The following is a 25,394-nucleotide window of genomic DNA, read 5'->3' as shown; positions in this document are numbered from 1 at the left end:
GAAACCGGTTCAGGGCTGGGCGGCAGCGACCACCTCCACGGAGCGGATTTCGCCGAGATCCTTGATGATGCGGGGAGTTACGAAGAAGATGAGTTCGGAGCGCTCGGTTGATTTGTATTCGCCGGAAAAGGCTTTGCCGAGAAGGGGGATGTCGCCGAGAATGGGGATCTTGCGGGTGGTGGTGGTTTCGCCATCCTGGACGAGTCCACCCATGACGACGGTGTCGCCATCGCGGACCCGGACGAGGGACGAAGCCTGGCGGATATCGATGACCGGAGCGTCGGTGTTGCCGCTGGCCGATTGGATGATCCGGACGAGGCGGCTGACGGCCGGGGTGATATCGAGTGTGATGAGTCCCTCGTCGGAAATCTGTGGTGTGATGGACAGGACGGTGCCGACAGTGACCACCTGGATGGTCTCGCTCTGGGTGATGACGGGAGGGGTGCCCGGCGACTGAATGACCTCGGTCACGAAGACGGGCAGATCCTGGCCGACCCGGACAACGGCGGGTTGATTGTTGAGGGTTCTCAGGCGCGGCTTGGAGACCACGGTGATATCCCCCTGTTCGGAGAGGGCCTCAAGGACGGCGGAGATCCCGTTGGAAAAATCATAGCCGATGGTCACTCCGGGCGCGGACGGATCGCCTCCGTAGAGTGGGTTGCGCACAATCAGCCCGGTTCCGATGGTCGGGTTGCCGACACGGGACCAGTCGATGCCGAGTTGGAAGGTATCCGTGAAAGCGACCTCGTAGATCTGGACCTCAAGGTCGACCTGTTTGACCACTGAGTTGCCCACGGATTCGAGGAACTGCGCGACGCGCCCGATATTCTGGTGGCTGTCGGTCACGGTGATGGTGCCGGAGAGGCTGTTGACGGTCAGTTTGGCATCCTCACTGAGCATGGTGGCCAGCTGGCCGGCCAGATCCTTCCAGAAGTCCACGTTCGAGGTATTGGTCACGGTCATGGTCGACCCCTGTTCCTGACCGGACCCGCCTCCGCCTCCGCCGCTTCCGCCGGAGGACGCGCCGCCGCCGGAACTGATCTGGACGGCGTTGGAGCCCTCACCCGCCCGGGTGGCATTGATATAGTCGATCTGGAAAAGGCGGGTTTCGGTCTTGCGGACCCGGATGAGCGGGCCGTCCTTGACGAAGTAATAGCCGTTGGCATCGAGCAGGGCCCGCATGGCGTAGTCGAGCGGCAGATCCTGGAACTCGACGGTGACCTCTCCGAGAATGTCGAGATCGGCGACGATGTTGAGTTTGTTGGCCCGGGCAAAGAGGCTGAGTGCCTGCTTGATCGGGGCGTTTTCGGCGCGAAAGCTGAAGAGTTCGGAGGAGATCTCCGGGCCCGGCCCTGCGTCCTGGGCACGGGCTGGAAGCAATCCGGTCAGGACAATGACCGCGGCGGCGAGGGAGCGTTGAAAGGAATCAGTTCTCATTGAGGGCGAGGGTTGGATTGGGTTCCCGGGAACTCCCGGTGTTTTCCCACTGGAAGCTGCTGCCGAGGGAGATGAAGTCGCGACCGTCGGGATGGCTCAGCCAGATGCCGTCGAGGGTAGTGGATTCGATGGTCAGGTCGCCGATGACATCCCCGGCCTGTTGAATGCGGTTGTTGACGAGGACGAGAGTCTGACCGTTCTGTTGCCAGATGGCGAAAAGGTGGACGATGAATCCGGCACCTGCGGGTTCCTCAACGGAACCGTCGGCCACGATTTCGGCCTGCCGGCTGCCAAACGGGTTGGAGTTGGGGGTCGTGGTGCTCAGGGCGTCGAGCGCCTGGCGGACGGAGGCGACTTCCCCGGCGGCGGGCAACCCGGTTTCATCCGGACTCACCTCTTCGAAGTCATCGACGTATTCGTCCGGGTAGGACGCCGGGTAGGCGGCGGATTGGCGCTTGCTCAGGGTGGCCTGGGCCACGAAGACAATCGCCCCGGCGACGAGAAGACCCACAAACCAGGGATTATTGAGAAGCTTCTTCATGAGGGGGGAGGCTGGCCATCCGGAAATTGAGCTCGACGACAGGACCGCTTTGTTCATCGACCCGAATGGCCAGTCGGGTGAGGTCGGTTCGCAGTTTCATCGAAGTGAATTCGGTGAGGAATTCGAGGAGGGTGACGAATGGGCGGGTGTTTCGGCGTTCCGGCATCATCTTGCCGGCGGCGGGCACGAAGAGGATCCCCCGGTCCTGCGGGTTGCCCGTCGTGACCGGTTGGTAATCCTTGAACACGCCGACCCACTGATGGCGGGATACCGTCTCGCGGATTTCCTCGAGCTGACCGGGAGCGGCCTCCGGAGATGGCAGCATGAGCGCGGCGGCCTCGCGGGCGCCTTCGGCGAGGTTCATTGCCTCCTCGTCGGAACAGACTTCCCGCAGTTGCCGGGTGTCCTGTTCGAGTGCGATGAGGGGTGCGAAATTCGCCCGGGTGCGTTCGATTTGCGGACGGTGGACAAGGATGGACCAGCCGACCAGCAGAAGGGAGGCACTGAAGGGAAGCAGGATGGGGACGAGACGACGCAGCCGCAGTTTCAGGGGGGGCTCGGACCATCCGGGCACGTCGGTCAGGAGGTGCCAGGCGGAACGGAAAAGGCGGGTCAGGTCAGCGTTCAAAACAGACCTCCTTCCAGGGTGAAGGGTTGCGCGGTGCTTTCGGTCGAGAGGTTCAGCTCCATTTCGGGCCGGACCGATTCGATGAAGCGGACTTTCAGGGGACTTTGGCTCAGCTCGCGACGGATCGAGTTGACCGTGAGGCGGGCGGTTTCGGCGTCGGCCTCGAGCATTCCATCGATCCGGAACTTCCATTCTCCGGTTTCCTCGTTCCAGTTGACGGAGAACTGAACCAGCCGAACATCCCGTGGAAGGATGGAGGCGACATACTTGAGGAAGCGGTCGGGAACAGGAGGCAGACGATCGTCGACCACCTGCTTGATGAAGGCGCGGTTGCGATCGGCCAGGGCATTGCGTTCGACCAGGTGGTCGTAGTCTTCCTGCAGGGTGTATTCGTCCGCACTGAGTGCGTTCAGCCGATCGCGCTCACCGTGCCAGATCTGTTCGCGGGCCCAGGAGTCGAAGAGCAGGACGGCGAGGAGGAGCCAGCAGGTGGCGAGGATGACCCGACGCAGGAAATGGTTGCGGCGCTTGGTCCGCAGATAGCCGGCGACAAGGTTGACCGGATGCCGGGGGGTGAGCCGGGCGATGAGAGAGAGCCAGCGGGTGGGATCCCCGTCCTGAACGGTGACTGTGCAGTCACCCCCGCAGTGGCTCCCGACCTCGGCCCTGACCCGTTCGGCCCCGGCCCCGGACAGCTGTATCTTCTGGATGGTGACACCATGTTGCTGTTTGGCGTAGAGGAGGCACCGGTTGATCTCCACCGCCACTCTTGAGGGGTCGTCGGACCAGCTGCTCAGGGTGGTGCGCGAGAGGAGGATCTCTCCACCGGTGCCGCAGGCGACGACGGCGGTGGAATCCCCCATGCGGACGGCCATGAGGAGGTTCTCCCTCTGGTCGCCGGGCAGGCCGGCCATTTCCAGTTGGAGGGGAACGGCGGTCGGGATGATCCGGGTCAGGTCGAGATGTCGGGCCAGAAAAGCCTGGTTGAGCTCGAGATAGAAATCGCGTGGGAGAAGGTGAAGGAGGCTTTGGACCTCGTTGCGGATCCGGGCGGCGGGTTGGGCAACGGAGAGGACGGGGCCATTCTCCCTTTCGAAGCGCTCCACCCGGCCCCGCAGGTAGGTTCGGATGGCATGATCGGAGAAGGAAGGGCAGTTCTCGATCTGGTGGGCAAAACGGGGGTGGGCGAGGAGCAGGATGGTTTCGGTGGCGCGGAAGCGGGTGGCCGCAAGGGCGGCATCGAGGGCATTGCCGAATGAGGCGATGTCGGTTACGTGCTCCGCGGTGGTCCAGGTGGCGACGAGGTTGGCGCGCCGGTAGGTGGCGAGGTGAAAGACGCCATGGATCCAGGCGATGGCCAGGGTATCCGCCTGACCGCGGGCGGTGCCGCGTTCGGCCTCGGCGGGCGCCGAAGGCGGGGAAACGTCGGGAACGGGGTCGTTGAGGAGGGTGGTCATTGGGGAAGCCATTGGAATCCGTCGAAATCGAGGGTCTTGCCCTGATCGCTGACCACGTAGCTGTAGTCGAGGTTGGCGGCGCCGGAGGACCGGTAGAGGTTGACCCGGTCGCGGGTGCGAAGATTGGTCAGGATGGCGGTGGCTCCGGCGGGCACATTGACGGTCGAGGGTGAACCTCCGGAGCCGGGAAAGAGTTGGTAGCTGGAGGTGGTGGACCCGTTGTTGTTCAGGGTGATGGTGAAAGTACGGAACTCGGATCGGTAGACGGGAAGCAGGTTGACCCGCTCGATGACGAGGTAGTCCTCGCTGTTGGGGGTGTTGCGCCAGGCGTTCCAGCCGCCCCAGCTGACGCTGGATGGGATGCTGTTTTCAGGCGTGTCCCAGAGGTCCTGGAAGCGGGCGGCGGAGTTGATCGAACCGGAGGTCGGCAGCGAAAGTCCGCTGCGCATGCTGGAGAGGATGATGACGCGTTCGGCCGGGGATCGGGCCGGATCGAGGAGGAAGACCCGCGCGTTATTGCGGCGGTTGACCGCGAGGTCGGTCGGGCTGAGGTCGGAATAGGCGGCCAGGGCGGTCGTCCAGTTGGAGGAGGTGGGCAGGGCGGCCTGGTCGCGCAGGTAGAGTTTGAGCTGTTCTCCGAGGTTTTCCAGGGACCGGGCTTCGGCGCGGACGGCGGCCCGCTCGATCGAACGCAGGGCGTTCGGGGCGATGGTGCCGGCGAGGATGGTGATGATGGCGAGGACCCCGATCAGCTCGATCAAGCTGAATCCGCGAACGGGATACGAAGAGTTTCGATCGGGCGTCTTCATTGAACCTGCCAGAGTTGGAGGATGGGGAGGACGACGGAGAGGGCGACGACGCCCACGATGCCGATGAGGCTGAGCATGATCACGGGATTGAAGATGGCGAAGATCGCCTTGATCCGCCTCGGAATGATCGTGTCGTAGTAGGAGGCGACGCTCTGGAGGGCCACGTCGAGGTTGCCGGAGGTTTCGCCGGTGGCGATCATGGTGACGAGGGTCCGTGGGAAGATGGCCTGGTCGCTCAGGCTGCGACTCATGGGGGAGCCTTCGGTCACGGCTTTCCGGACTTTTTCGAGAGCGAATTCGATCGCCCGGTTTCCGGCCAGGCCGGTGGAGATCTCGAGGCCCTTGAGCAGGGTGACCCCGGACCGGTAGAGCATCCCCAGGTTTCGGGAGAATCGTGCGAGGGCGAACATGGAGACAAGCTGGCCGAAGATGGGCAGCCTCATCAGACTGCGGTCGAACCAGCGACCGAAGGCGGGGACGCGCAGAGCCAGTTTCAGGGCGATGGGGATGCCGACGGCGGCCGCGATGAGGAAGGGCGCCCCTTTGACCATGAGGTCGCTCAGGGCCATGACGATCCGGGTGAGGACGGGAACCTCCATGGACAGATCGGTCAGGAGGGTGACGAAGCGGGGGACGACCAGGGTGAAGAGCAGGACGATGAGTCCGATCGAGGCGGCGATCACGATGATCGGGTAGATGAGGGCCTGACGGATTTCGCTGACCAGCTCGTCGATCCACTCGAGGTAGCTGCTGAGGCTCCTGAAGACTTCAGGCATTTGTCCGCTGACTTCACCCGCCTCGACCATGGCCACAATCTGACGGGAGAAGATCCGGGGAAAGGCCTCCATGGCCTCATGCAAGGGCACGCCGACGGAGACGCGGTCGGCCAGTGAGTCAATGACGGGCCCGAGTTTGGAATCGGAGAAATCCTGGGCGAGTTGGGCCAGGGCGGTCGGCAGGGTGATGCCGGACTGCAGCAGCAGGGTCATCTGGATGAAGAAGGCGATCTGGTCGCGGCTGTTGGCCCTGACCCGGCTGATCCGGGTTTTCTCGTCCCGCGCCTGGTCGCCATGTTCGCGGGCCTCGAGCAGCCAGATGCCGGTGGCCCGCAGGCGGCCTTCAAGGGTGGCCACGCTGTCGGCTTCCAGTGCCCCGGTGATGGTGGCGCCGGCGGCGTCGTAGGCTTTGTAGTGAAAGAGACTCATCTCGGTTCGGGGTCTCTTAATGGGCAAGGGCGACGCGGAAGACTTCCTCGATCGAAGTCAGGCCGGCGCAGGCCCGCCGGAGGCCGTCATCGAAAAGTTGGGACATGCCCTTTTCCTGAGCGAGTTTCTTGATGGCCTCGGCATTGCCCTGGTGGAGGAGGGGATGGAAGTCGTCGTCAATATTGAGCAGTTCGAAAATGGCGACGCGGCCGCGGTAGCCCTGGTCCTGGCACTCGGGGCATCCTTTCGGCTTGAACAGGGTCAAATCCTGGTCCGCCGGGGCTTTCAGGCCAAAAGAGGCGAGATGATCGAGCGGTTGGGGCACGGGTTCCCGACAGACCGGGCAGAGGCGCCGGACGAGGCGCTGGGCGATGACGACGCGGAGGGTGGCGGGAAGCAGAAAGGGCTCCACCCCGAGGTCGATCAGACGGGGGATGGCGCTGGAGGCGTCATTGGTGTGAAGGGAACTGAAGACGAGGTGGCCGGTCAGCGCGGCGCGGGTCATCAGTTGGGCGGTTTCCTGGTCGCGGGTTTCGCCGACGAGAATGACATCGGGATCCTGGCGGAGGAGGGTGCGCAATCCGGCGCTGAAGGTGAGCCCGATCTTTTCGTTGATCTGGGTCTGCCGGATATGGGGCAGGCGGTATTCGATCGGGTCCTCAAGGGTGAAGACGGATCGTTCCAGGCGATTGACCGAGTTGAGCGCGGTGTAGAGGGTGGTGGTTTTGCCGCTGCCGGTCGGACCCGTCACGAGGAGAACGCCGTGTGGGCGGGTGACGGCCTCGGCCAGGATCTTCTCATCGTTGAGTTCCAGGCCGAGCGAGCCGAGGTCGAAAAGCATGCCTCCGCTGTCGAGGATGCGCAGGACGACGCTTTCCCCGTAGTTGGTTGGCATGGTCGAGACACGGATGTTCAGGTCCCTGCGACCCACGGCAAAGGCGAAGCGGCCATCCTGGGGCAGCCGGGTCTCGGAGACATCGAGATTGGCCATGACCTTGAGCCGGGCGGTGAAGGCATCCTGGAGATCCTTGGGGACGAGGAGAAACGGGCGGAGGACTCCGTCGGTGCGCATCCGGATCCGGAGCGATTTCTCGTCAGGTTCAAAATGGATGTCGCTGACCGATTTGCGGACGGCCGAACTGATGATCTGCTCGACGGCCCGGATCATCGGTGCGGTGGTCTCATCGCCGTCGGTCTGACGGCTGATCTTCATCAGCTCATCGATGGTCTGATCGATCGAGCCCTCGCGTTCGTAGGCGATGGCGAGTTTCTCGAGGATGTCCGGCTTCGGCGCGTTGAGGACCTCGACCTTGAGCCGGGTCATCTGCTCGATCCGGTCGATGGCGACGACATCGAAGGGGTCGCCCATGACCACGGTCAGGGAATCGGCATCCCTTTGGGAGGGAATGAGGACGGCCTCCCGGCAGAAATCGTAGGGGACGAGGGCGAGGACATCGGGCTCGATCTGGAGGGAGTCCAGGTCGATCGTCCGGGCCTGGGCATCCTGGGCGAGAAAGCCTGCGATATCTTCCTCGGTGACGAAGCCCAGCTCATGGAGGACGGCGCCGATCAGTTTGCCGGACCGTTTTTGTTCGCGCAGGGCGAGCTCCAACTGGTGACGGTTGATCAGCCCGGCGTCGAGGAGACGATCGCCAAGTCGCTTCTTGTTGGGAGCCTGGTTCATGAGGGATGCAAAACGAGCGGGCGAGCGTCGAGGCCCGGCCCGCTCGGGAACCTTTCTATACCTGATTGAAAAGGTCCGTTTCGACCGTGCTTACTGGTGTGCGATATAGACGTAGGCGGTGGTCAGGCCATTGCCGTTCGGGCGGCGATAGACGACTTTGCCGGTCTGGTCATCCACGGTCGAAGTGGCCGGGGTGAACGCTTCGCCGTCAAGGCGCATGCTTAATTCCTGGGCTTCATTGGCGGTCAGATTGACGATCACGGCCGAGACGACGCGCGAATTGGCGGGCAGGTTGTTGGATCCATCAAGACGGTAATTGGCGCCGTTGGCGGTGGCCGGCGCTGTCGTGTTGGAGTTGAGACAGATCAGCCGCGACTGGCTGTTCTGATTGGATCCTCCGGTGGCGGTCCAGGCGCCGCCCGAACGGGTCCAGGTGGCTCCATCAATGCGGGTGTCCGGCTGGTTGCCGATCTTGACGGCGAATCGACCCTCGAGAAGCCCGTCGGCTGCGAGCAGATCGTCGATCCGACTCCGGTTGTTGGTCACCGGGATGGTGCCGTATTTGCCGGCGAATTCCGTGACAGCGGACTTCATGGAACTGACGGAGCCGACCGCATTGGTCACGCGTGATGAAGCGATGGTGGAGAACACCTTCGGCACGATGACGACCGCGAGGATGGCAATGATGGCGAGGACACCGATCATCTCGACCAGGCTGAATCCAGCCTTGGAGTGCGAGACGCGGCGATTGGTGGAGGATAGCTCAATATTCATGATGTATGATAGCAAGGTTCAGGGTGTGTATCGGCGGAGTTGAGCTCCACCTTTAGGTAGAGTTGCCCAAGGGGCGGGCAGGGGTTCTCCCCCCGGGGCGGGGGTTGGCCGTTTTCAGGCGAAGCGCTGGGCCAGTTTCCAGCCCATCCAGACGCCGATCAGGCTGGCGAGTGAGCTCAGGGTGAATGCCCAGCCAAATCCCCAGGGGGATCCGAGGAACCAGCCGAGGTAGGAGGCCACCAGGGCGCCTCCGAGTGTACAGAGTCGACTCATGGGGGGATAAATCGGTTTTCTTCCCGGGATCCTGAAGGGAATCCGACTGGACGGAGGTCGCAAGACCGAGTGAATCGGATCCATCCAGAGGCACTGCAGAGGCGGGACGCCGATCGGGGCGGTTCCGGGGTCGATCGAACGGTCTCTTTCCGGTGAGTCTTGCCTGATGGGGGTTTCCGGTTGTCGAGTGATCGCGATGGAACTGCTCTTTGAGTCACGCGTGTGTCTGGGCGGCATCACCGGCAAGGTGCTGGCGGTTCAGGGAAAACCGGAGCTGCACGAGGAGCCGGTTCTGGTCGGCGATACTGAGGTGGACGGGTCGGGGGCGTCCATCTACGGGAGCGTTCTGTGGGCGGACGGCAGATTCCGGATGTGGTACCAGGCCTGGCCGAGTCGCTGGACGGGCAAGGATGCGGCGCAGGTGGCCTACGCGGAATCGGAAGACGGGGTCGAGTGGCGAAAGCCGGATCTCGCTGCCGGGCGACCGGATCGACCGGGTGGCAACCTGACGAATCTGTCATTTCACTCACCGTCGGTCTTCATCGATCCCTGCGGTGCCGCCACCCATCGCTATCGGGCGACCGGTTTCGCACGGCCCGGACATGCCGGAGCGTGCGAAGCGATCCGCAGCCAGGGCTACTACACGGCCCATTCGGCCGATGGATTGGACTGGGAATTGGATACGGCTTCTCCGGTCTGGCCAGGCGCGGATGTCATCACCAGTTTCTACCATCCCGGACGGTCGGAGGGATTGGTGGCGCTCAAACAGATTGCCCGTTACCGGGGAATTCCGCGCCGTTCGATCTGGAACGCGGGGTTGCGTGATGGTGTCTGGACGCGGGAAAGCAGGGCATTGGTTCCGGACGATTTTGACGATGTGGCGGCCATCAGCCGGGGGTTTGCGGGTGGCGATTACTACGGCATGGGGATGCAGGCGGCGGCAAACTCCGTGGTGGGCTTCCTCTGGCAGTTCCGGCACACGCTTCCCCGGACGGCAACGGTGGGTTATGAGGCCGGCATCTTCGGTTCGGTGGGTGTTTCGTTGGCCTTTCAGGAAAGGGCGGGAGACTGCTGGCAACACGCCCCGGCCCGGATGGACTTCATCCCGCATGACGCCCTTTCCTGGGCGGAGGGCGGCTTCTACACTTCGTCCTGTCCGGTTGAATACGGGGAGGAACACCGACTTTACCTCTGCGGGGCCCGGCATACCCATGGGTGGTACCTGGACAGTTCCTGGGGCCGTCGTGAGCGGTGGACAAGGGAATTGATGGACGAGGGATTGGCTCGGATCACCTATGCCAGTTGGCCGAGGTGGCGTCTGTTCGGATTCCGTGCCGATCCCGAAGGCAGCCTTGAACTCCGTCTCGAGGGATTGGAGAGGCCGTGCCGGCTCGTCCTCAACTATGAGTGTGACCCGACCGGTTCGGTCAGGGTTGCGGTTTCGGGCGACGAGGCGAGATCAAAGGAAAGGGCCGTTGCCCTGACCGGTTCGAGCCTGGACGCGGTGGTGGCGTGGGAAGGCGGTGATCTTCTCGGCCCGGTTCCCGAGAGCGGGCGGATGACGTTGCAGTTGCATCTGGAGCGGGCCACGGTCTGGGCATTCGAGTTGAGACCGGTCGAGTGAAGGTCCTTGCCTCGGGTCATCGGGACTGCGAAGATCGGAGAAGGCCGGAAACGATGAGCGAAGCCACCGAGACTCCCGGAAAACCGGAACCATCAACCGAACAACCGGCAGGTGCGCCGCGCCCGGTCTGGAGGTCGCCGTCCGTCCTGGTGGCGGCCCTGGTCATGTTGATCGGGCTGGGGGTCTGGCTGGTCGAGGTGATCGGGGGCGAACCCCAATCGGAGCCGGATTCGGCCGGGATGGAAGGCATGAGTTCCCTGACGGATTCGCGCCGGACGTATCCGGAATTGGACGACGCCGGGTCCGATGCCCGGACTCCGGTCTCTCCGGTCGCCTTCCGGCTGGGCGCGGGTTATCTGGGCGGGTTTTTCCTGGGTTGGGCCTTTCGGAAGTTCATCACGCTGACCCTGCTGGCGGCAGGCGGACTGGTTGCCCTCCTCGCCCTGTTTCAGGGGTTGGGATGGTTCGAGGTGAATTGGGGCGCGGTGGACGAGCACCTCAAATTGGCCTTGGTGTGGGTCCAGGGCCAGGCGGGGTCGTTCAAGACCTTTGTCACCGGATATCTGCCCAGTGCCGGGGCGGCGAGCGCCGGTCTCTTTGTCGGATTCCGGCGCCGCTGAGTCGGGCCATCCCGGCTCAGAAATGATCGACCAGTCGATCGATCACGGTTGTCCAGGCGGCTTGAAAGTAGGCGTAGGTTTCGTCCCAGGCCGGGCCGAGTCCGAATCCACGGTGGAGGAGTTCGATTTCGGTGGCGGTGTCCGAGAGGGGGGTGAAACGGAGGTCGACCACGGTGTGCTGGGACCGGGTATACGGTTGGGATGGTGGGGCGTTCCAGGTGAAGGCGAGGCGGGATTCGGGTTCCCAGATCAGGATTCGATTGCCTTCGCCGCCCCGGGTGCCCGGAGGGTTGTCCATCAGGAAGTAGAGCTCATAGGCGCCGCCGACACCGGGTTCAATCCGACAGTGTCTGGTCCACCATGAGCCGAGCCCATCGGCGGTCGCCCAGGCATTCCACAGGGCGCCGGGAAGGGATTGAACGGTGCGGGTGATGCGGATCTCTCGATCGTAGTCGGGATGTGCCATGGGTGGAAAGACGGGAAAGGTTGAGGGATGGATGGATCCGGTGCAAGGGACGAGGTTTGGGTATTGAGTTCTTGATCATCGGAAGCAAGTCTTGTCGGCCCATTGGGTACCCTTGGGCAATCCCTTATGCTTATGAAAGGAATGCTGCGCGCGTGTTTCGTCCACCTGGTCTTTGTGTCGACTTCCGGCCTGCTTTTTGCGGAGGGTGCGGTCGAGGTCATTGTCCAGGTCAATTCGTCGTCGACCGCCCTTGTGCGGGGTGCGGAGGTGGAGCCGATGTCGGTTCGGATGACCTCGCTGCGTCTGGAGAAGGGCTGGTTGGTGGTCGACGATGAAAACGGCCTGGTCGCTTTCGACCGGGCAGGAGACCGGGTGCTGAAACTGCATCCTGGGGTAAAGGAGTACGAATCCACCTCCCTTTTTGCCGTTTTTGAATACCGGTTGGAGGCTTACCGCCGGCTGTTGAGTCTGGAGGACTTCGGTTATGCCGAATCGGTTCGTGGAACGGGTCTTCCCCGGGTGCTGGCCGATCACATGATCGGGATCTGCGACCCGGAGGAACCATCGGTGCCCGAGTCGACGGAATCGGGTGGAAAGCGCCGGTGGTCGACGGGTGACCAGGCCCTTGCCTCCTGGTCGACCAAGGGGACGCGATTGACCGCGGATCAGATGGAGATGCTGGTTTACTGGATGCGCCAGACCACGGGGGGGCACCCGATGATCCTGAGCGATCTGGTGGGCGGAGGAATGGTTCCGGACAGCATGGATTTCCTACTGAACGACGGACGGACAGTGAAGACGGTGACTATTGACCTGGTGGGAGTTCGCGAGATTCCGGACATCGATGTTCCCGGACAGATCGGCGGATGGACCCGGGTGACGGCGGGTGACGGGAAGGATGCGTTTCTCGTCCTTCTGGATTGGGTGCTTAATCGGGGAGAGTTCACCGCTTCGGTGGCGGCGGCTGGAAACGAGGATTACTCAAAAGCGGAGAAGGCGTTCCAGAATGGAGATCCGATTCGGGGTATTCTGGAAACGTTGCGGGTGGAAATGGTCCTGGGAACTTCTCCGGCTGAAGAATTGGACCGGCACCTTGCACAGATCCGGGAAAGCCGGACGGCAACAAATATCTTCGCCAGTCTGGGGGCATCCAGTCCGCCCGAACATCTCCAGGCCGTGCAGACACTCGATGTGCTTAAGGATGCTTTCGAAGACCAGGTGGCGGTCCTCAACGTATTGAGTGCTCAGAATCTTGCGCGGATGGGGCAGCTGGGCCTGGCCGAAAGCAGTTTCCGCGAGGCAATCATGAAAGATCCGAGCCTGGCCGTAGCCTATCAGCAGCTGGGAGACATCTTTCGGGCAACAAACCGCAATTCGCTCGGCTGGCTCTGCTATGAAGCCTTCGGACTCATCTCGCCGGATCATCCGGCCAATCAGCAGATCCGCGAATTGAGAGAAGCCCTGCAGACCCGCTTCGCAGATTTCTTCTAGGGGCTCTCTTGCAGTCCTCCGTGCCACTTGCCGGGGTGGCTCGGGCATGGGGCCCGGCTCGTGGGCGCTTTTCCACGACCTGTCCCGGCGGAGGGCCGGGAAGGCGCGCCCACACAGCGGGCGGCCCAGAAGGGAAATTCCAAATGGGCGACGGCCTCCGAGTCGGATCAGGGGTGCAGGAGCAGGGAGCGGATACCGGTCTCCCGGCCGGCGGAGTCGATCAGGCCGAAGTGTCCCTTGTAGTCCCAGTTGGCCCAAGCGACGTCGTGTTCCTCAAAGAGGCTGATCATGTCCCGGTACCAGTTGTCCCGCGCCTCGATCGGCGTCCGATGGTAGACGCCGAATTCCCCGCAATAGAGAGGCAACCCGGTTTCGCGGCTGCGGCGGAGGGGTGGTTCCATTTCGGCCAAGATATCTTCGCGGCCGTAGGGGCGGGTGAAGGGTTTCATGGCGTCGCGCAATGTGGGGTCGAGAGCGGCCAGGTCGGCGCCCGAGACTGATGGGCCCGGGTAGCGGACGGGGCCCTGATAGCCGCCGACGGCGGTCCACGGCGCCTGGTGGTGGGTGACGGCCATCGGGTTGTAGTGATGAAAGGTGAGCAGGCAGAGCCGGTCGTCCGGTATGGCCAGCGAATCGTAGGTGGCGGCCGAGTTGAAGCGGTTGGAGCCGAGGACGATCGTACGATCGGGTTCTCGATCCCGAAGCAGCCGGAAGGCTTCGCCGGAGACGCGGTTCCAGTCGTCGGGAGAGGGTGCGACGGCTTCATTGAGGATTTCGTAGGCGAGGAAATCGGGGCTCCAGGACTGGAGTTCCTTCGAGAGGTCGACCCACATGGAGAGGAAGCGATCAAGGGAATCGCGGGCCGAGAAGAGGGCGGGAACGCCGTCCTGATTGAAATAGTGGCTGCGCAGGATGTGGAAATCGAGAACAACGTTGAGCCCGGCTGTCTGCGCCCAATCAAGTGCGGACTCGAGTAGATGCCAGGCCTCGGGTTCGCGCCTTTCGTCGTCGGTCCAGAGCTGAACCTCGTCGAAGGGAAGGCGGATGTGATCGAACCCCCAGGATGCGATCTGCTCTACGTCGCGGCGTGTGAACCAATTCTCGCGGGCTTCTCCGCGGCGCTCGCTCTGGCTGAGCCAGTGGGAAATATTCGTGCCACGCTTGATCTGGAAGGCCATGATGCGTTGTTCCTCCGGTCTGGTGTTGACCAATGACCTCTTCATTGTGTCACCTCATCGGATCGGGGCAATAGTGGATCGGACGAATCAGAGAATGAATGCGACTTCTGGCACGCTGCGTGAGGTCCGGGCGGAACGGCTTCTGGCTGTTTCGGATCTGCACGTCGACTATGACCGGAACCGCCGATGGGTTGAAGACCTGGTGTCGACCGATCATTCCGATGCCGCCCTGATCGTGGCGGGGGATGTCAGCCATCGACTGGACCGGATGGAAAGCACACTGGCCTCCTTGGCTTCGGCGTTTGCCGCCGTCTTTTTTGTCCCGGGAAATCACGACCTCTGGACAGGGGAGGGGAGTCGGGATTCCCTGCACAAGCTCGAACAGCTGGAGTCGATCTGTGGGGCAGTCGGGGTGTTGACCGAGTCGGCGATCCTCTCGTCGGGCGGGGCCAAGGTCCAGGTGATTCCTCTGTATTCCTGGTATCATGAACCGGAGGAAAGCGGCGATTCGCTCTTTATCGGCCGGAACGATGAGGATCCCTGGCGCGAGATCTGGGCGGATTACCGGAGGGTGCGCTGGCCAGGGGAAATCGCGGCGGGTGGGGTTGCCGATCTGCTTGGAGCGGTCAACGCGAGATGGACACGCGAGGACCGCCGCATTCCGGTCGTGACCTTCAGCCATTTTCTGCCGAGGCAGGAATTGCTGCGGGGAAATCCGGGATCCCTTGTCAACGGATCGATCGAACCGCGGCATGCCTTCAACTTCAGTCGGGTGGCCGGGAGTGCCTCCATCGACCGGCAGTTGCGATCCTTGGAATCGAGGGTGCATGTTTATGGCCATCAACACCGCAACCGTGACCGGATTATCGACCGGGTGCGGTATCGTTCGCATTGCCTGGGGTATCCGTCGGAGCGGGACAAGCGCCATATTACGAAACTCGAAGACGGTCCCATTGTCATCTGGAAGGCGGCGGATGGTCTTGATCTGAAAGAGAAGACAACGTTCGGGGTGGCGGCCGCATGACGGTCCGGATGAGGCGTTGGATCGCAGGGGCCGCCATAATCGTGCTGGCCGGGGTGGTGCTCGTCCTGGCGACTGGTCCGATCCTGAGCCATCTGTCGCGGAGGATGATCAACCGGATGATCGAACGTCCGTTGAGTGCCTCGCTCCGATTGGATTCGGTCCGGTTTGACCGGTTGGCGCTGGATCCGACGGCGGGACTGGTCTATCGGGGCGTCCGCGGGCGGCTGGCTTTCCGGGGGGACAACGGGTTCCGGGCGGGTCGGGTGGTCGCGGTGGAGGTTGACCGGTCGGTTGTTCGATTGGTGGGACTGGTCCCTTTGAAGGTGGCGGTCGACGTGGACGGACTGTCCGCCGTGGCCACTCCAGTCGGCACGGGTTCGGGTGAGCAACTGGCGGCAGCGGAAGTGCTGACCTCAGGGCGGGGCCGGTTTGTCCTTTCCGGTCCGTCGGGCTCACCGATCGAATGGGTACGGGCGGCCCTTGGCGACATGCTACGAAGCGTGATCCAGGGAGAGATGACGGACGGAAGCCGTTTCAGTGGGCGGGTCGAGTTCTCGGTGGGAAGCCAATGGCACTCCGCCCTGCTCTATACCCTGGTATCGAGGGGCGGGACCCGCCTGGTGCTGAACCGGGATGATGTTGCGCAGATCGGAGCCCAATACAAACAGCCGCTCACGGAGGCGGAAATCGACCTGGTTTCTCTCTATCCCCTGCGGACTCCGGTCCTTCTGCGCATCAAGCAGTATGCGGCGAACGAGAGTTTCCGGATGTCCCGATCCATCCCCTCCCTGTCCGCCGATGCCTATCGGCATGTTCTCTGGAGCTACCTCCTGACCCGTGAATTCGGGGAGGAATTCGCCGAACAGGTGACCGACGCGCATGAAATCGGGGCAACTTATGAAAGTGGCCAAGCCAGTCGTGAGATGGACCTGGCGAACAACGCGGTAGGCCGGCGCTATTTCCTTGAGGGAGTCAGGGAAGTGGAATTGCCGCAGAAGGTGTTGACCGACCCGACGGTGGTGCGTGGGCCGGGGGTTCTCGTGTTCTGACATTTGCCTTGCCCGGGACGAAAGGGCCATCTGGGATGGGGCATGCGTCTGCCTGATCTTCACCGCTGTGTGCAGCATCCGGCCCGGGTCGGGATCCTGGTCGCGCTCCAGGCTTGTGGTTGGGCCACATTCACTGTCCTCCGGGAGGAAGTCGGGTTGACTGACGGCAATCTGAATCGGCACCTGAAGGTGCTGGTCGAAGAGGGATGGGTGTCCAGTCGCCGGAGCGGACTCGGGAGGGGGTCGACGACGAGGCTTGAGATAACCGGGGCGGGGATCCGTGGTCTCGAAACCTTCAGGGTCTGGTGCCTTGAGGTGGCGGGGCGGATCGGTGACGATGGAGGGAGCGCCGCGCCGGAGGCTGAGCCGGATCCGGACGCCGGAATCCCCGCGAGACGTTTCGTGGTCGATGACCGCAGCCGGACCTGGACAGACTGACGGACCAGGAGGGCTTCGACAGGACTGATCTCCGGGGCACAATCGGATTTATTCACTTGACCGAGAGTGGGTTTCGCATTGGTTCAAAGGGTCTTGTTGGCGCGAATCTTTCGCATGTGCGGATGGGTCGCAGGTGCCGGTCAGGACGATACAAGCACGGTTTCCATTAAGATGAAAAAACTCCTAATCTCCTCAATTCTCGGGACGATCGCCCTCGGCTTCACCGCCTGCACGACTTCCCCAAAAATCCAGTATGACTCGGTTCAGGGTTACGACTTTTCCAAGGTCAAGACCTACGCGGTCATCGACACCAGCAAGAAGACCAATGTCAAGGTGGGTCCCGGCGCGGTTCAAGCGGCTTCGGAGGGCCTGAAGAGTGCCCTTGAGTCCAAGGGGCTGACCGAGGGATCGGCCGCCGATGCGGATGTTCTCGTCGTGATGTACCTGCAGATGACCGAAAAGACCGATGTGACCGACTTTGGCTACACCTATGGCGGTTACCGCGGCTACGGATATGGCTACGGTGGCGCCTACATGGGTGGTGGAGTGACCACCACCAACTACAATGCCACCACGTTGACCATCGATATCGTCGACAATGTCGAAGATACGCTCGTCTGGCGCGGCTGGGCCTCCAAGGACATCTACGGGGACACCAAGGGAACCGTGACGGAGGAAGACAGGACCCGGATCAAGGGTGTAATCGCCAACATCATGGCCAATTACCCGCCGCCTCCGACTCCGGAGAAGTAAGGGCTCCCAATTTCGTTTCGTTTGGAGAGGCGCACCCGGCAGGGTGCGCCTTTTTCTTTCGCTGACGAAAGCTCGGGCTGCGAACCGATGGCGCAGACCGTCGATGGGTTGACAGGGCCGGTGGGGGCATCCATCACATCCGGTTGATTTTTCCTTCGTCCCGGGTGGACTTGATCTCCGTTCAGTTTCTCCGTCCTTGTGCGCCTGCTCTCACCAGTCTTTATCGTAACCATCCTCGTCTTTTGGGGACGAGGCCACTCCCTGTCAGCCGCAGAAGAGGCTGAGGGAACGGTCGGGTTGGATCAGTCGCCGGCGGAAGCGGAGGTGGCGGCGGTATCTCCGGATGAATCGGTGTCGTCCGAAGTATCCGCCGGCCATGAGGATGCGGAGGCCGAGCCGGAGGCAGTGAAGAAAGAAGAGTCGGAGGGCGGGTGGATGGAGCGCTACCGGGACACCTTCAAGAACCGGCTGGATCAATCCGCCGATTGGTTGGACGGCGTCCTTGGATCCGATGATTTCGCCAATGAACAGGAGAACACATCAGGCCGGGTTGCCGTTCATCTCTTCTGGCAGAACCGGCAGGGGTTTGATGTTCGCGGGCGTTTCCGCGTCAAGGTGAATCTCGACAATACCAGCCGACGGCTGAATGCCTTCATCGGCCGGGACGATCCGGACGATCTGATCGAGGACCGCTACACCACCAGTTCCCGATTCGCCAGTTTTTACCAGGGTGGAGTGGATGAGGAGTTGCTGGCCGGGGTGGGCTTCCGTCCCGACTGGTCCAAATCGAGGCGGATCTCCATCGGGGCGGGGGTTCGTCTTTCCTCTTCTCCGGCTCCGTATGTAAATATCAACTACAGATATCGCTATCTTTCGGACGATCAGAAGCTGCTGATCAGTTTTTACGAATCGGTCTATTACCGGACGGACGAGGGAGTGGGTTCGCGGACGACGATCGAGCCGGGCTACCTGGTCGGGGAAGACTGGCTGGTGCGCTGGTACAATACCTTCGAGTTCGGGGAGACCCCGCAGGGAGTGATCTGGCAGTCCACCCTCTCGATCTATCAGGACCTGAAGAGAAACCGCGCGATCGCCTACGAGTTTGGTGCTTTTGAAGAAACCGGGCGGCCGATTCCCTGGGTCAATTACGGGGCATCGGTCACCTACCGCCAGAGGATGTTTCACGATTGGCTTTTCGGCGAATTCACCCTGGGCGTGCAGTTTCCCCGGGAAGAACCGAGTTGGAATCGCCGGGCGGACCCGGTGATCGGCGCCGGGGTCGAGTTCTTTTTCGGAGGCGGCGACTGATGCCGGTTGAAGCCCAAGGGAGAACCCTCCTGTTCTTGCCTGCGATACCCACTCCTGTCTGAATGCCGATTGTGATGACCGGCCGGCAGCGATTCCTGATTTCCCTGGCGCTCTCGCTCTGGGTGGCCGGACTGGTTCTCATTGTCGGTTGCGGGCGCACGGTCCAGACTTCCCATCCGGTTGAGGAGACGGCCTGGAGATCTGCTCCGGTCACCTTTGTCGGCCGGGAAACCTGCCGGGAATGTCATGAGTCGGCGATGGCGGGTTTTGCCGGATCGCACCACGATCTGGCCATGGATCACGCCACGCCGGACTCGGTGCTGGGGGACTTCAACGACACCACTTTCACCTACAATGGAATGACCTCCCGATTTTACCGGAGAGAGGGCGGGTTTTTCACGGAAACCGAAGGGCGAGACGGTTCGATGCAGGAGTTCCGGATCGCCTATACCTTTGGGGTCACGCCCCTGCAACAGTACCTGGTCGAGTTCCCTGACGGGCGACTCCAGGCTCTGGGGATCGCGTGGGACAGTCGGGCGGTCGAGGCGGGCGGGCAGCGCTGGTTCCATCTCTATCCGGACGAGAAAGTGGATCACCGAGATGTGCTGCACTGGACCCGGGTGAGTCAGAACTGGAACTACATGTGTGCGGATTGTCATTCGACCAATCTGCACAAGAACTACGATGAAGTGACCAACACCTATGCGACGGATTGGTCGGAGATCGATGTTTCCTGCGAGGCCTGTCATGGACCCTCTTCGCGGCATCTCGCCTGGGCGGAGCTCCATCGTGCGGGAAAGGTGGAGGCGGGGAGCGAGAAATCGATGGGCCTGGTCAATTCGCTTCGGGATACCAGTGGCGGGTATTTTCAATACGCCCTCGGGGATCCGATCGCGCGGCGGACAGCGATGCCGGACAACGATCGTCAGGTAGAGACCTGCGCGCGGTGTCATTCGTTGAGGACGCAGTTGCGGGAAACCCCGCCGAAGGGTCAGCCGCTCCTGGACGACTATGAGCTGCGCCTGCTGGATGAGGGGCTCTATTATGCTGACGGGCAAATTCTTTCCGAGGTCTACGTCTACGGGTCTTTCCGGCAGAGCAAGATGGCCCGGGCGGGGGTCCGGTGCACAGACTGCCATGATCCCCATACGCTCAGGGTGAAGGCTCCGGGAAATGCCTTGTGCGCCACGTGCCATATGCCGACCACCTACGACACCCCGTCCCACCACTTCCACCCGATGGAGTCGACCGGTGCGCTTTGTGTGGAGTGTCACATGGCATCGCGGGACTACATGGTGGTTGATCCCCGGAGAGACCACAGTTTCCGGATCCCGCGACCGGACCTGACCTTGTCCACCGATTCACCCAATGCCTGCAACCTCTGCCATAAGGACAAGGATGCCGTCTGGTCTCTGGAAGCGTCCCGCAAGTGGTATGGTGAGGACTGGCCGCGGACTGGCCACTATGGAGAAGCCCTCCATGCAGGCCGCCAGCAGGCTCCAGGTTCGGTGGATGCTCTTCTGGCGCTGATCCGGGACCCGGCGGAGGCGGGAATAGTCAGGGCGACGGCGACCAGCCTGGTGGGTCGGCAACCGGTTCCCGGGGCCATCGAGGAATTTTTGCGTCTCCACGCGGACCCGAATCCTCTCGTTCGGATGGCGGCGTCGGGGGCATCCGGTGGGCTGGTGCCGTCCGAGCGTCTGAAGGTGTTGCAGCCCATGTTGGACGACTCCCTGCTCAGTGTGCGGATGGAGGCGGTATCCCAGCTGATGGATCTGCCCGGGTCGCTGCTGAGCGCGGACCAGGCAGCGGCGCGCGAGCGCGTCTTTGCCGAGTTTGTCCGGACCCAGAAGTTCAATGCGGATCATCCTTCGGCCCGGGTTCGGATGGGTTATTTCTATCAGCTGCGCGGGGATTCGAAGAGGGCGGAGGAAGCCTATCGCGGGGCGATCGGGCTGGAGCCGGGTTTTGTCCCTGCCTACGTCAACCTGGCCGATCTCTACCGGGTGCAGGGACGCGATCCGGAGGGCGAGGCGCTTCTTCAGAAAGGGTTGGCCGAAGTGGATGCCGCGGCTCTGCATCATTCCCTGGGTCTTCTGCAGGCCCGGAGTGGCCGGATTGGGGAGGCGCAGACCAGCCTTGGCCGAGCGGTGAGGCTGGACGGCGAGGATCCCAGACTGGCCTATGTTTATGCGGTGGCCCTTCAATCCACCGGTCGGCTGGACGATGCCATCGGAGCGCTTGGGAATGCTCTGGAGCATCACCCTTATGACCGGGAACTCCTGGTGGCGGCCGTTTCGTATCTGATTGAGGCGGGACGCAGGGCGGAGGCTCAGGATCGGGCGGACGTTCTTCTCACTTTGGAGCCGGGCAATCCGGATCTCACCCGTTTCATTCGGCAGTTTGGATTGCGGGCGGACTGATGCCCGGGAGGTGGTGGAGGGTCCGGGAGATTCCGAGCGCCGGCTTGTAAAGAGGGCGTGGGCGAACGATGTTCGGCGGATCCATGCGCACGATCCGTCTTGCTTTCCTGCTTCTGCTTGCCTGGCCATCGGGGCTTCCCGGGGCGCTCGAATATCGTCTGATGACCGGAGACCGTTCCGCTCGGGCCAGCGGGGAGTGGACGGTCCTGGTGGCGGTGACCAATCCGGACGCGATCGAAGCCGGCGTTGATCTGCCCGAGAGAACGGTCGCACGAGTGGGATCCCGCAGCGTCCAGTTGGAGCGGAAGATGGAGGGCTTCCCGCTGGGCATCGCCCCGGGAACGACCGTGCTTGTCGAATACCGGGGGATTCTTCCGGATGATCTGGACGGACTCCTTGCGGTCGAGCTGGAGGTACTCGCCGCCGGTCGATGTTACGTGGAGGTGGTATCCGGCGACGAGGCGGGACGGTCACCTTCAACCGGTCCGACTTCCCCGATGAAGCCGGCGCCGGTCGGGAAATCGTCGAGGGAGATTGAAGAGTCGCGCGTGCCCCGCTTTGCCCGGAATATCTCCTTTTACGAACCCATCTATTTCGTGGTCGGACCGCGGGTGAGCCTGAACGCGAAGTTTCAGCTGGGTTTCAAATACCGACTGTTGAGCGAGGAAGCCAGTCTGGCAGCGGCGATGCCCGCTCTGGGCGATCTCTACCTGGGTTATACGCAAACCTCACTCTGGGACCTCGGATCCGAGTCCAAGCCCTTTCTGGACACCAGCTACAAACCGGGCCTCTTCTATTATGAACAGTATTCGGGCATTCGGTTTTTCGGCTTCGAGCTCGAATGGATCGAGGGCGGATACCAGCACGAGTCGAATGGACAGGGAGGTGAGGATTCCCGGAGTCTGAATACGGTTTATGTGAGGCCGAGCCTGCGCTATGATCTTCCGAAGGACTGGTATCTGCGATTCATGCCGCGGGGGTTCGTTTATATCGATGACTTGTCGGACAACCCCGATCTTCCCGAATACCGGGGGTATTTTGACCTGAGCCTCAAGATCGGTCAGTTGAATGGATTGGAGTTGTCGACCCTGGTGAGGATCGGAACGGAGCCCGGGGTGGGCAGTTTCCAGCTGGATCTGACCTATCCGATGGATCGTCTTTTCTTCGGCAACGCGGCCTCCTTCCTGCACCTCCAGTATTTCGACGGTTGGGGGGAGACCCTTCTCAACTACGATCAGCGGCTTCCCTCCCAGGTCCGGATCGGGTTCACGCTGCTGCGGTAGCGTATCGGGCGGAACGCTTCAGCACTTTCAAGACAGCCTCGAACCACACAGGTAAAGGCGATTCTCTGGCTCAGCCTCCAAGGCTTTCTGCGGGTTCGTTTCTCGGGTGTAGTCGCCCCCTGCCTGTCACGGCGTGGCTTCGGCGAAGCCGGATCTCTAGGGGCGTGTCGACGTGGATTCGCGGCAAGAGACTGCCGCGGCTACATCTCCTGATCCATCCTGAGCACCTCCTATCATTGCCATTCAGGACCGCCTCTTATTCCGGGTCGTAGTCGAGAATCGGGGCCAGCCAGCGTTCAACCTCCTGCCGCGACATTGCCTTGCGGGCGGCGTAGTCGGCCACCTGGTCGGGATTGATTTTTCCGATGGCGAAGTAGCGCGATTCGGGATGGTGCAGATAGAGTCCGCTGACGGAACTGGCCGGAGTCATTGCGAGATTCTCGGTCAAGGTTACACCGATCCGCGGCGTCGCTTCGAGCAGGTCGAAGATCTTCCATTTCTCGGTGTGATCGGGACAGGCGGGGTAACCGGGGGCGGGCCGGATGCCGCGGTAGCGTTCGCGGATGAGGTCGTCGGGGGAGAGCTCTTCCTCCAGGCCATAACCGCACCAGTCGCGGACCTGCTTATGCAGGAATTCCGCCCCGGCCTCGGCCAGTCGGTCGGCCAGTGCTTTCAGAAGGATGGCAGTATAGTCGTCATGATCGGCCTCGGCCGCCGCCACAAGTGCATCGAGGCCGTGTCCGGCCGTGACGACAAACGCACCGCAGGTATCGATGCGTCCGCTGTCCCGCGGGGCCACGAAATCGGCCAGGGCGTAGTTGGGCTGACCGGCCGGCTTTTCGAATTGCTGGCGCAGGGTGCAGATGCGGCCGATCGGGGAGGTGCGCCCGGGAGAGTCGTAGAGCTCGATGTCGTCGCCGATGCTGTTGGCCGGGAAGAGGCCCACGACGGCCCGGGCCTGGAGGCTCCCGTCGGCCACGATGGACTCCAGGAGCCGGATCGCGTCCCGATGAAGATCGCGGGCTTCCTGGCCAACGACCGGGTCATCGAGGATGCCGGGAAAGCGGCCATGCAATTCCCATGCGTGGAAGAACGGCGACCAGTCGATGAACGGAACGAGGTCCTTCAGCGGAATCGACTCGAGTGTCCTGAGGCCGGTAAAGGCGGGCGTGGCCAGATCGGTGGTCGCCCAATCAATCAGCGGACGGCGTCGGCGGGCTTCTTCGATGGGGAGCATCCTTCGCTGGGCGCGGCGCTGGGCGAATTCATCCCGGAGCCGTTCCTGGGTCTGGCGGTTCCGGTCGATCGTCCCCTGGCGGCGATCGTCGCTGAGCAGGTTGCTGACCACCCCGACCACCCGGGAGGCATCGATGACGTGAATGACGGGCTGGTCGTAGGCGGGCGCGATCTTGACCGCGGTATGGGCCGGACTGGTGGTGGCGCCCCCGATGAGCAGCGGTTGATGATGGCCGGCGCGTTTGAGTTCCCGAGCCGTGTGGACCATTTCGTCGAGGGAGGGGGTGATCAGGCCGCTCAATCCGATGATGTCGACCTGCTTTTCGACCGCGGTCGCGATGATCTTCTCGGCCGGCACCATCACACCGAGGTCGATCACCTCGTAGCCGTTGCATCCGAGGACAACCGCCACGATGTTTTTCCCGATGTCGTGGACGTCGCCCTTGACCGTGGCGATGAGGAAACGCGGTTGGGCCTTGGATTCGAAGGCGGCTTCCTTCTCCGCCTCCATGAAGGGAGTCAGGTAGGCGACGGCTTTCTTCATGACCCGGGCGCTCTTGACCACCTGGGGCAGGAACATCTTGCCCTCGCCGAAGAGATCTCCGACCACCCGCATCCCGTCCATCAGGGGGCCCTCGATCACCTCGAGCGGGCGGGCGAACTGCAGGCGGGCTTCTTCGACGTCCTGGTCGATGAACTCGACGATCCCTTTGATCAGGCAGTGGGAGAGGCGTCGGGCGACCGGTTCATCCCTCCAGGCCAGATCGCGGACGTTTTCGCGACCGGCGACCTTCTTGAAGCCCTCGGCCAGGCTGATCAGCCGGTCGGTCGCATCCGGCCGGCGGTTGAGCAGGACATCCTCGACATGGGTGAGCAGGTCGTCGGGGATTTCTTCATACACTCCGAGCATGCCGGCGTTGACGATGGCCATGTCGAGGCCCGCCCGGATCGCGTGGTAGAGGAAGGCGGTGTGCATGGCTTCTCGAACCGCGTTGTTGCCTCGAAAGGAAAAGGAGATATTGCTGATGCCGCCGCTCACTTTGGCGTGGGGCAGGGTCGCCTTGATCTCGTGGGTGGCCTCGATGAAATCGACCGCGTAGTTGCTGTGCTCCTCCATCCCGGTGGCGACGGTGAGGATGTTCGGATCGAAGATGATATCGGTGGCGGGGAATCCCACCTTCTCGGTCAGCAGACGGTAGGCGCGGGTGCAGATCCCGACCTTGCGGCGCCGGTCGGAGGCCTGTCCCTCCTCGTCAAAGGCCATGACGACGGCGGCCGCCCCGTAACGCCGAACGAGGCGGGCACGCTCGAGAAAAAGGGCCTCTCCGTCCTTCAGGCTGATCGAATTGACGATGCCCTTGCCCTGGAGACATTTCAGTCCGGCTTCGAGGACCGACCAGCGGGAACTGTCCAGCATGACCGGAACCCGCGAGATTTCCGGCTCGGCCGCGAGCAGATGGAGGAATTTGACCATGACCGCCTCGCTGTCGAGCATGCCCTCATCGACGTTCACATCGATGATATTGGCACCGTTTTCGACCTGCTGACGCGCTATGGCGAGCGCCCCGTCATAATCGCCGGCCTTGATGCATTTGGCGAACCGGGGCGAACCGGTCACGTTGGTGCGTTCGCCGACGACAATGAATTGGGAGGCGACGGACCTACCGGGCTCGGATGGCTGGGTCATGGTGGG

The 25,394-nt window shown here is 62.4% G+C and carries 22 protein-coding genes; 10 read left to right on the top strand and 12 right to left on the bottom strand.

All coding sequences use genetic code 11. From position 1 onward, the window contains the following. Nucleotides 1–9: 9 nt before the first annotated feature. The 9 genes from R3F07_10300 to R3F07_10260 form a co-directional block, all read right to left on the bottom strand. Complete coding sequence (locus R3F07_10300; protein MEZ5276758.1) at nucleotides 10–1,437, bottom strand: secretin N-terminal domain-containing protein; 1,428 nt, start codon at nucleotides 1,435–1,437, stop codon at nucleotides 10–12. Continuing rightward, nucleotides 1,427–1,978, bottom strand: a complete 552-nt coding sequence (locus R3F07_10295) for a hypothetical protein (GenBank protein ID MEZ5276757.1) — start codon at nucleotides 1,976–1,978, stop codon at nucleotides 1,427–1,429. The genes R3F07_10300 and R3F07_10295 overlap by 11 nt, the downstream gene beginning before the upstream one ends. Then, entirely contained in the window at nucleotides 1,959–2,606 is a 648-nt protein-coding gene (locus R3F07_10290) for a hypothetical protein (protein ID MEZ5276756.1), read from the bottom strand. Before R3F07_10290 ends, R3F07_10295 begins: the two co-directional genes overlap by 20 nt. Further along, complete coding sequence (locus tag R3F07_10285) at nucleotides 2,603–4,063, bottom strand: hypothetical protein (GenBank protein ID MEZ5276755.1); 1,461 nt, start codon at nucleotides 4,061–4,063, stop codon at nucleotides 2,603–2,605. Before R3F07_10285 ends, R3F07_10290 begins: the two co-directional genes overlap by 4 nt. Next, entirely contained in the window at nucleotides 4,060–4,872 is an 813-nt protein-coding gene (locus tag R3F07_10280) for a type II secretion system protein (protein ID MEZ5276754.1), read from the bottom strand. Before R3F07_10280 ends, R3F07_10285 begins: the two co-directional genes overlap by 4 nt. Continuing rightward, entirely contained in the window at nucleotides 4,869–6,077 is a 1,209-nt protein-coding gene (locus R3F07_10275; protein ID MEZ5276753.1) for a type II secretion system F family protein, read from the bottom strand. Before R3F07_10275 ends, R3F07_10280 begins: the two co-directional genes overlap by 4 nt. A gap of 16 nt (nucleotides 6,078–6,093) precedes the next feature. Continuing rightward, a complete protein-coding gene (locus tag R3F07_10270; GenBank protein MEZ5276752.1) occupies nucleotides 6,094–7,761 on the bottom strand; it encodes a GspE/PulE family protein in 1,668 nt (555 codons plus the stop codon). Between the two features lie 90 nt (nucleotides 7,762–7,851). Next, nucleotides 7,852–8,535 carry a prepilin-type N-terminal cleavage/methylation domain-containing protein gene (locus tag R3F07_10265; protein MEZ5276751.1) on the bottom strand — a complete coding sequence of 228 codons (684 nt, stop codon included), beginning with the start codon at nucleotides 8,533–8,535 and terminating at the stop codon, nucleotides 7,852–7,854. 114 nt (nucleotides 8,536–8,649) lie between these two features. Continuing rightward, entirely contained in the window at nucleotides 8,650–8,808 is a 159-nt protein-coding gene (locus R3F07_10260; protein ID MEZ5276750.1) for a hypothetical protein, read from the bottom strand. A gap of 196 nt (nucleotides 8,809–9,004) precedes the next feature. Between R3F07_10260 and R3F07_10255 the strand changes: the two genes are divergently transcribed. Continuing rightward, a complete protein-coding gene (locus R3F07_10255) occupies nucleotides 9,005–10,432 on the top strand; it encodes a hypothetical protein (GenBank protein ID MEZ5276749.1) in 1,428 nt (475 codons plus the stop codon). Between the two features lie 53 nt (nucleotides 10,433–10,485). Continuing rightward, a complete protein-coding gene (locus R3F07_10250) occupies nucleotides 10,486–11,052 on the top strand; it encodes an FUN14 domain-containing protein (GenBank protein MEZ5276748.1) in 567 nt (188 codons plus the stop codon). A gap of 16 nt (nucleotides 11,053–11,068) precedes the next feature. Here R3F07_10250 and R3F07_10245 read toward each other — a convergent pair whose 3' ends face one another. After that, on the bottom strand, nucleotides 11,069–11,518 hold the full coding sequence (locus R3F07_10245; GenBank protein ID MEZ5276747.1) for an SRPBCC domain-containing protein: 450 nt from the start codon (nucleotides 11,516–11,518) through the stop codon (nucleotides 11,069–11,071). 126 nt (nucleotides 11,519–11,644) lie between these two features. Between R3F07_10245 and R3F07_10240 the strand changes: the two genes are divergently transcribed. Continuing rightward, the gene (locus tag R3F07_10240) at nucleotides 11,645–13,009 is read left to right on the top strand and encodes a hypothetical protein (GenBank protein ID MEZ5276746.1); all 1,365 of its coding nucleotides are present in this window, start codon (nucleotides 11,645–11,647) and stop codon (nucleotides 13,007–13,009) included. 167 nt (nucleotides 13,010–13,176) lie between these two features. Here the strand turns inward: R3F07_10240 and R3F07_10235 are convergent, their stop codons facing one another. Continuing rightward, nucleotides 13,177–14,232 carry a cellulase family glycosylhydrolase gene (locus tag R3F07_10235; protein ID MEZ5276745.1) on the bottom strand — a complete coding sequence of 352 codons (1,056 nt, stop codon included), beginning with the start codon at nucleotides 14,230–14,232 and terminating at the stop codon, nucleotides 13,177–13,179. A 49-nt stretch (nucleotides 14,233–14,281) separates the two neighbouring features. Here R3F07_10235 and R3F07_10230 point away from each other — a divergent pair, with 49 nt between their 5' ends. The 7 genes from R3F07_10230 (at nucleotide 14,282) to R3F07_10200 (ending at nucleotide 22,465) form a co-directional block, all read left to right on the top strand. Beyond that, on the top strand, nucleotides 14,282–15,211 hold the full coding sequence (locus tag R3F07_10230; GenBank protein ID MEZ5276744.1) for a metallophosphoesterase: 930 nt from the start codon (nucleotides 14,282–14,284) through the stop codon (nucleotides 15,209–15,211). A gap of 8 nt (nucleotides 15,212–15,219) precedes the next feature. Beyond that, the gene (locus tag R3F07_10225; protein MEZ5276743.1) at nucleotides 15,220–16,260 is read left to right on the top strand and encodes a hypothetical protein; all 1,041 of its coding nucleotides are present in this window, start codon (nucleotides 15,220–15,222) and stop codon (nucleotides 16,258–16,260) included. Between the two features lie 42 nt (nucleotides 16,261–16,302). Next, entirely contained in the window at nucleotides 16,303–16,698 is a 396-nt protein-coding gene (locus tag R3F07_10220; protein MEZ5276742.1) for a transcriptional regulator, read from the top strand. A gap of 171 nt (nucleotides 16,699–16,869) precedes the next feature. Beyond that, nucleotides 16,870–17,451, top strand: a complete 582-nt coding sequence (locus R3F07_10215) for a DUF4136 domain-containing protein (protein MEZ5276741.1) — start codon at nucleotides 16,870–16,872, stop codon at nucleotides 17,449–17,451. Between the two features lie 198 nt (nucleotides 17,452–17,649). Then, nucleotides 17,650–18,759 (top strand): hypothetical protein, encoded by a 1,110-nt coding sequence (locus R3F07_10210; GenBank protein MEZ5276740.1) that lies wholly within the window; start codon nucleotides 17,650–17,652, stop codon nucleotides 18,757–18,759. A gap of 62 nt (nucleotides 18,760–18,821) precedes the next feature. Further along, a complete protein-coding gene (locus R3F07_10205) occupies nucleotides 18,822–21,182 on the top strand; it encodes a tetratricopeptide repeat protein (GenBank protein MEZ5276739.1) in 2,361 nt (786 codons plus the stop codon). 83 nt (nucleotides 21,183–21,265) lie between these two features. Next, nucleotides 21,266–22,465 carry a phospholipase A gene (locus R3F07_10200; GenBank protein MEZ5276738.1) on the top strand — a complete coding sequence of 400 codons (1,200 nt, stop codon included), beginning with the start codon at nucleotides 21,266–21,268 and terminating at the stop codon, nucleotides 22,463–22,465. A 256-nt stretch (nucleotides 22,466–22,721) separates the two neighbouring features. Here R3F07_10200 and metH read toward each other — a convergent pair whose 3' ends face one another. After that, nucleotides 22,722–25,388, bottom strand: a complete 2,667-nt coding sequence (gene metH, locus R3F07_10195; protein MEZ5276737.1) for a methionine synthase — start codon at nucleotides 25,386–25,388, stop codon at nucleotides 22,722–22,724. Nucleotides 25,389–25,394: the final 6 nt, after the last annotated feature.

It is taken from the genome of Opitutaceae bacterium, from assembly GCA_041395105.1.
GTDB lineage: Bacteria > Verrucomicrobiota > Verrucomicrobiia > Opitutales > Opitutaceae > B12-G4.
Note: the sequence above shows the minus strand (reverse complement) of the source record. Positions and strands in the feature narration are given on the sequence as shown.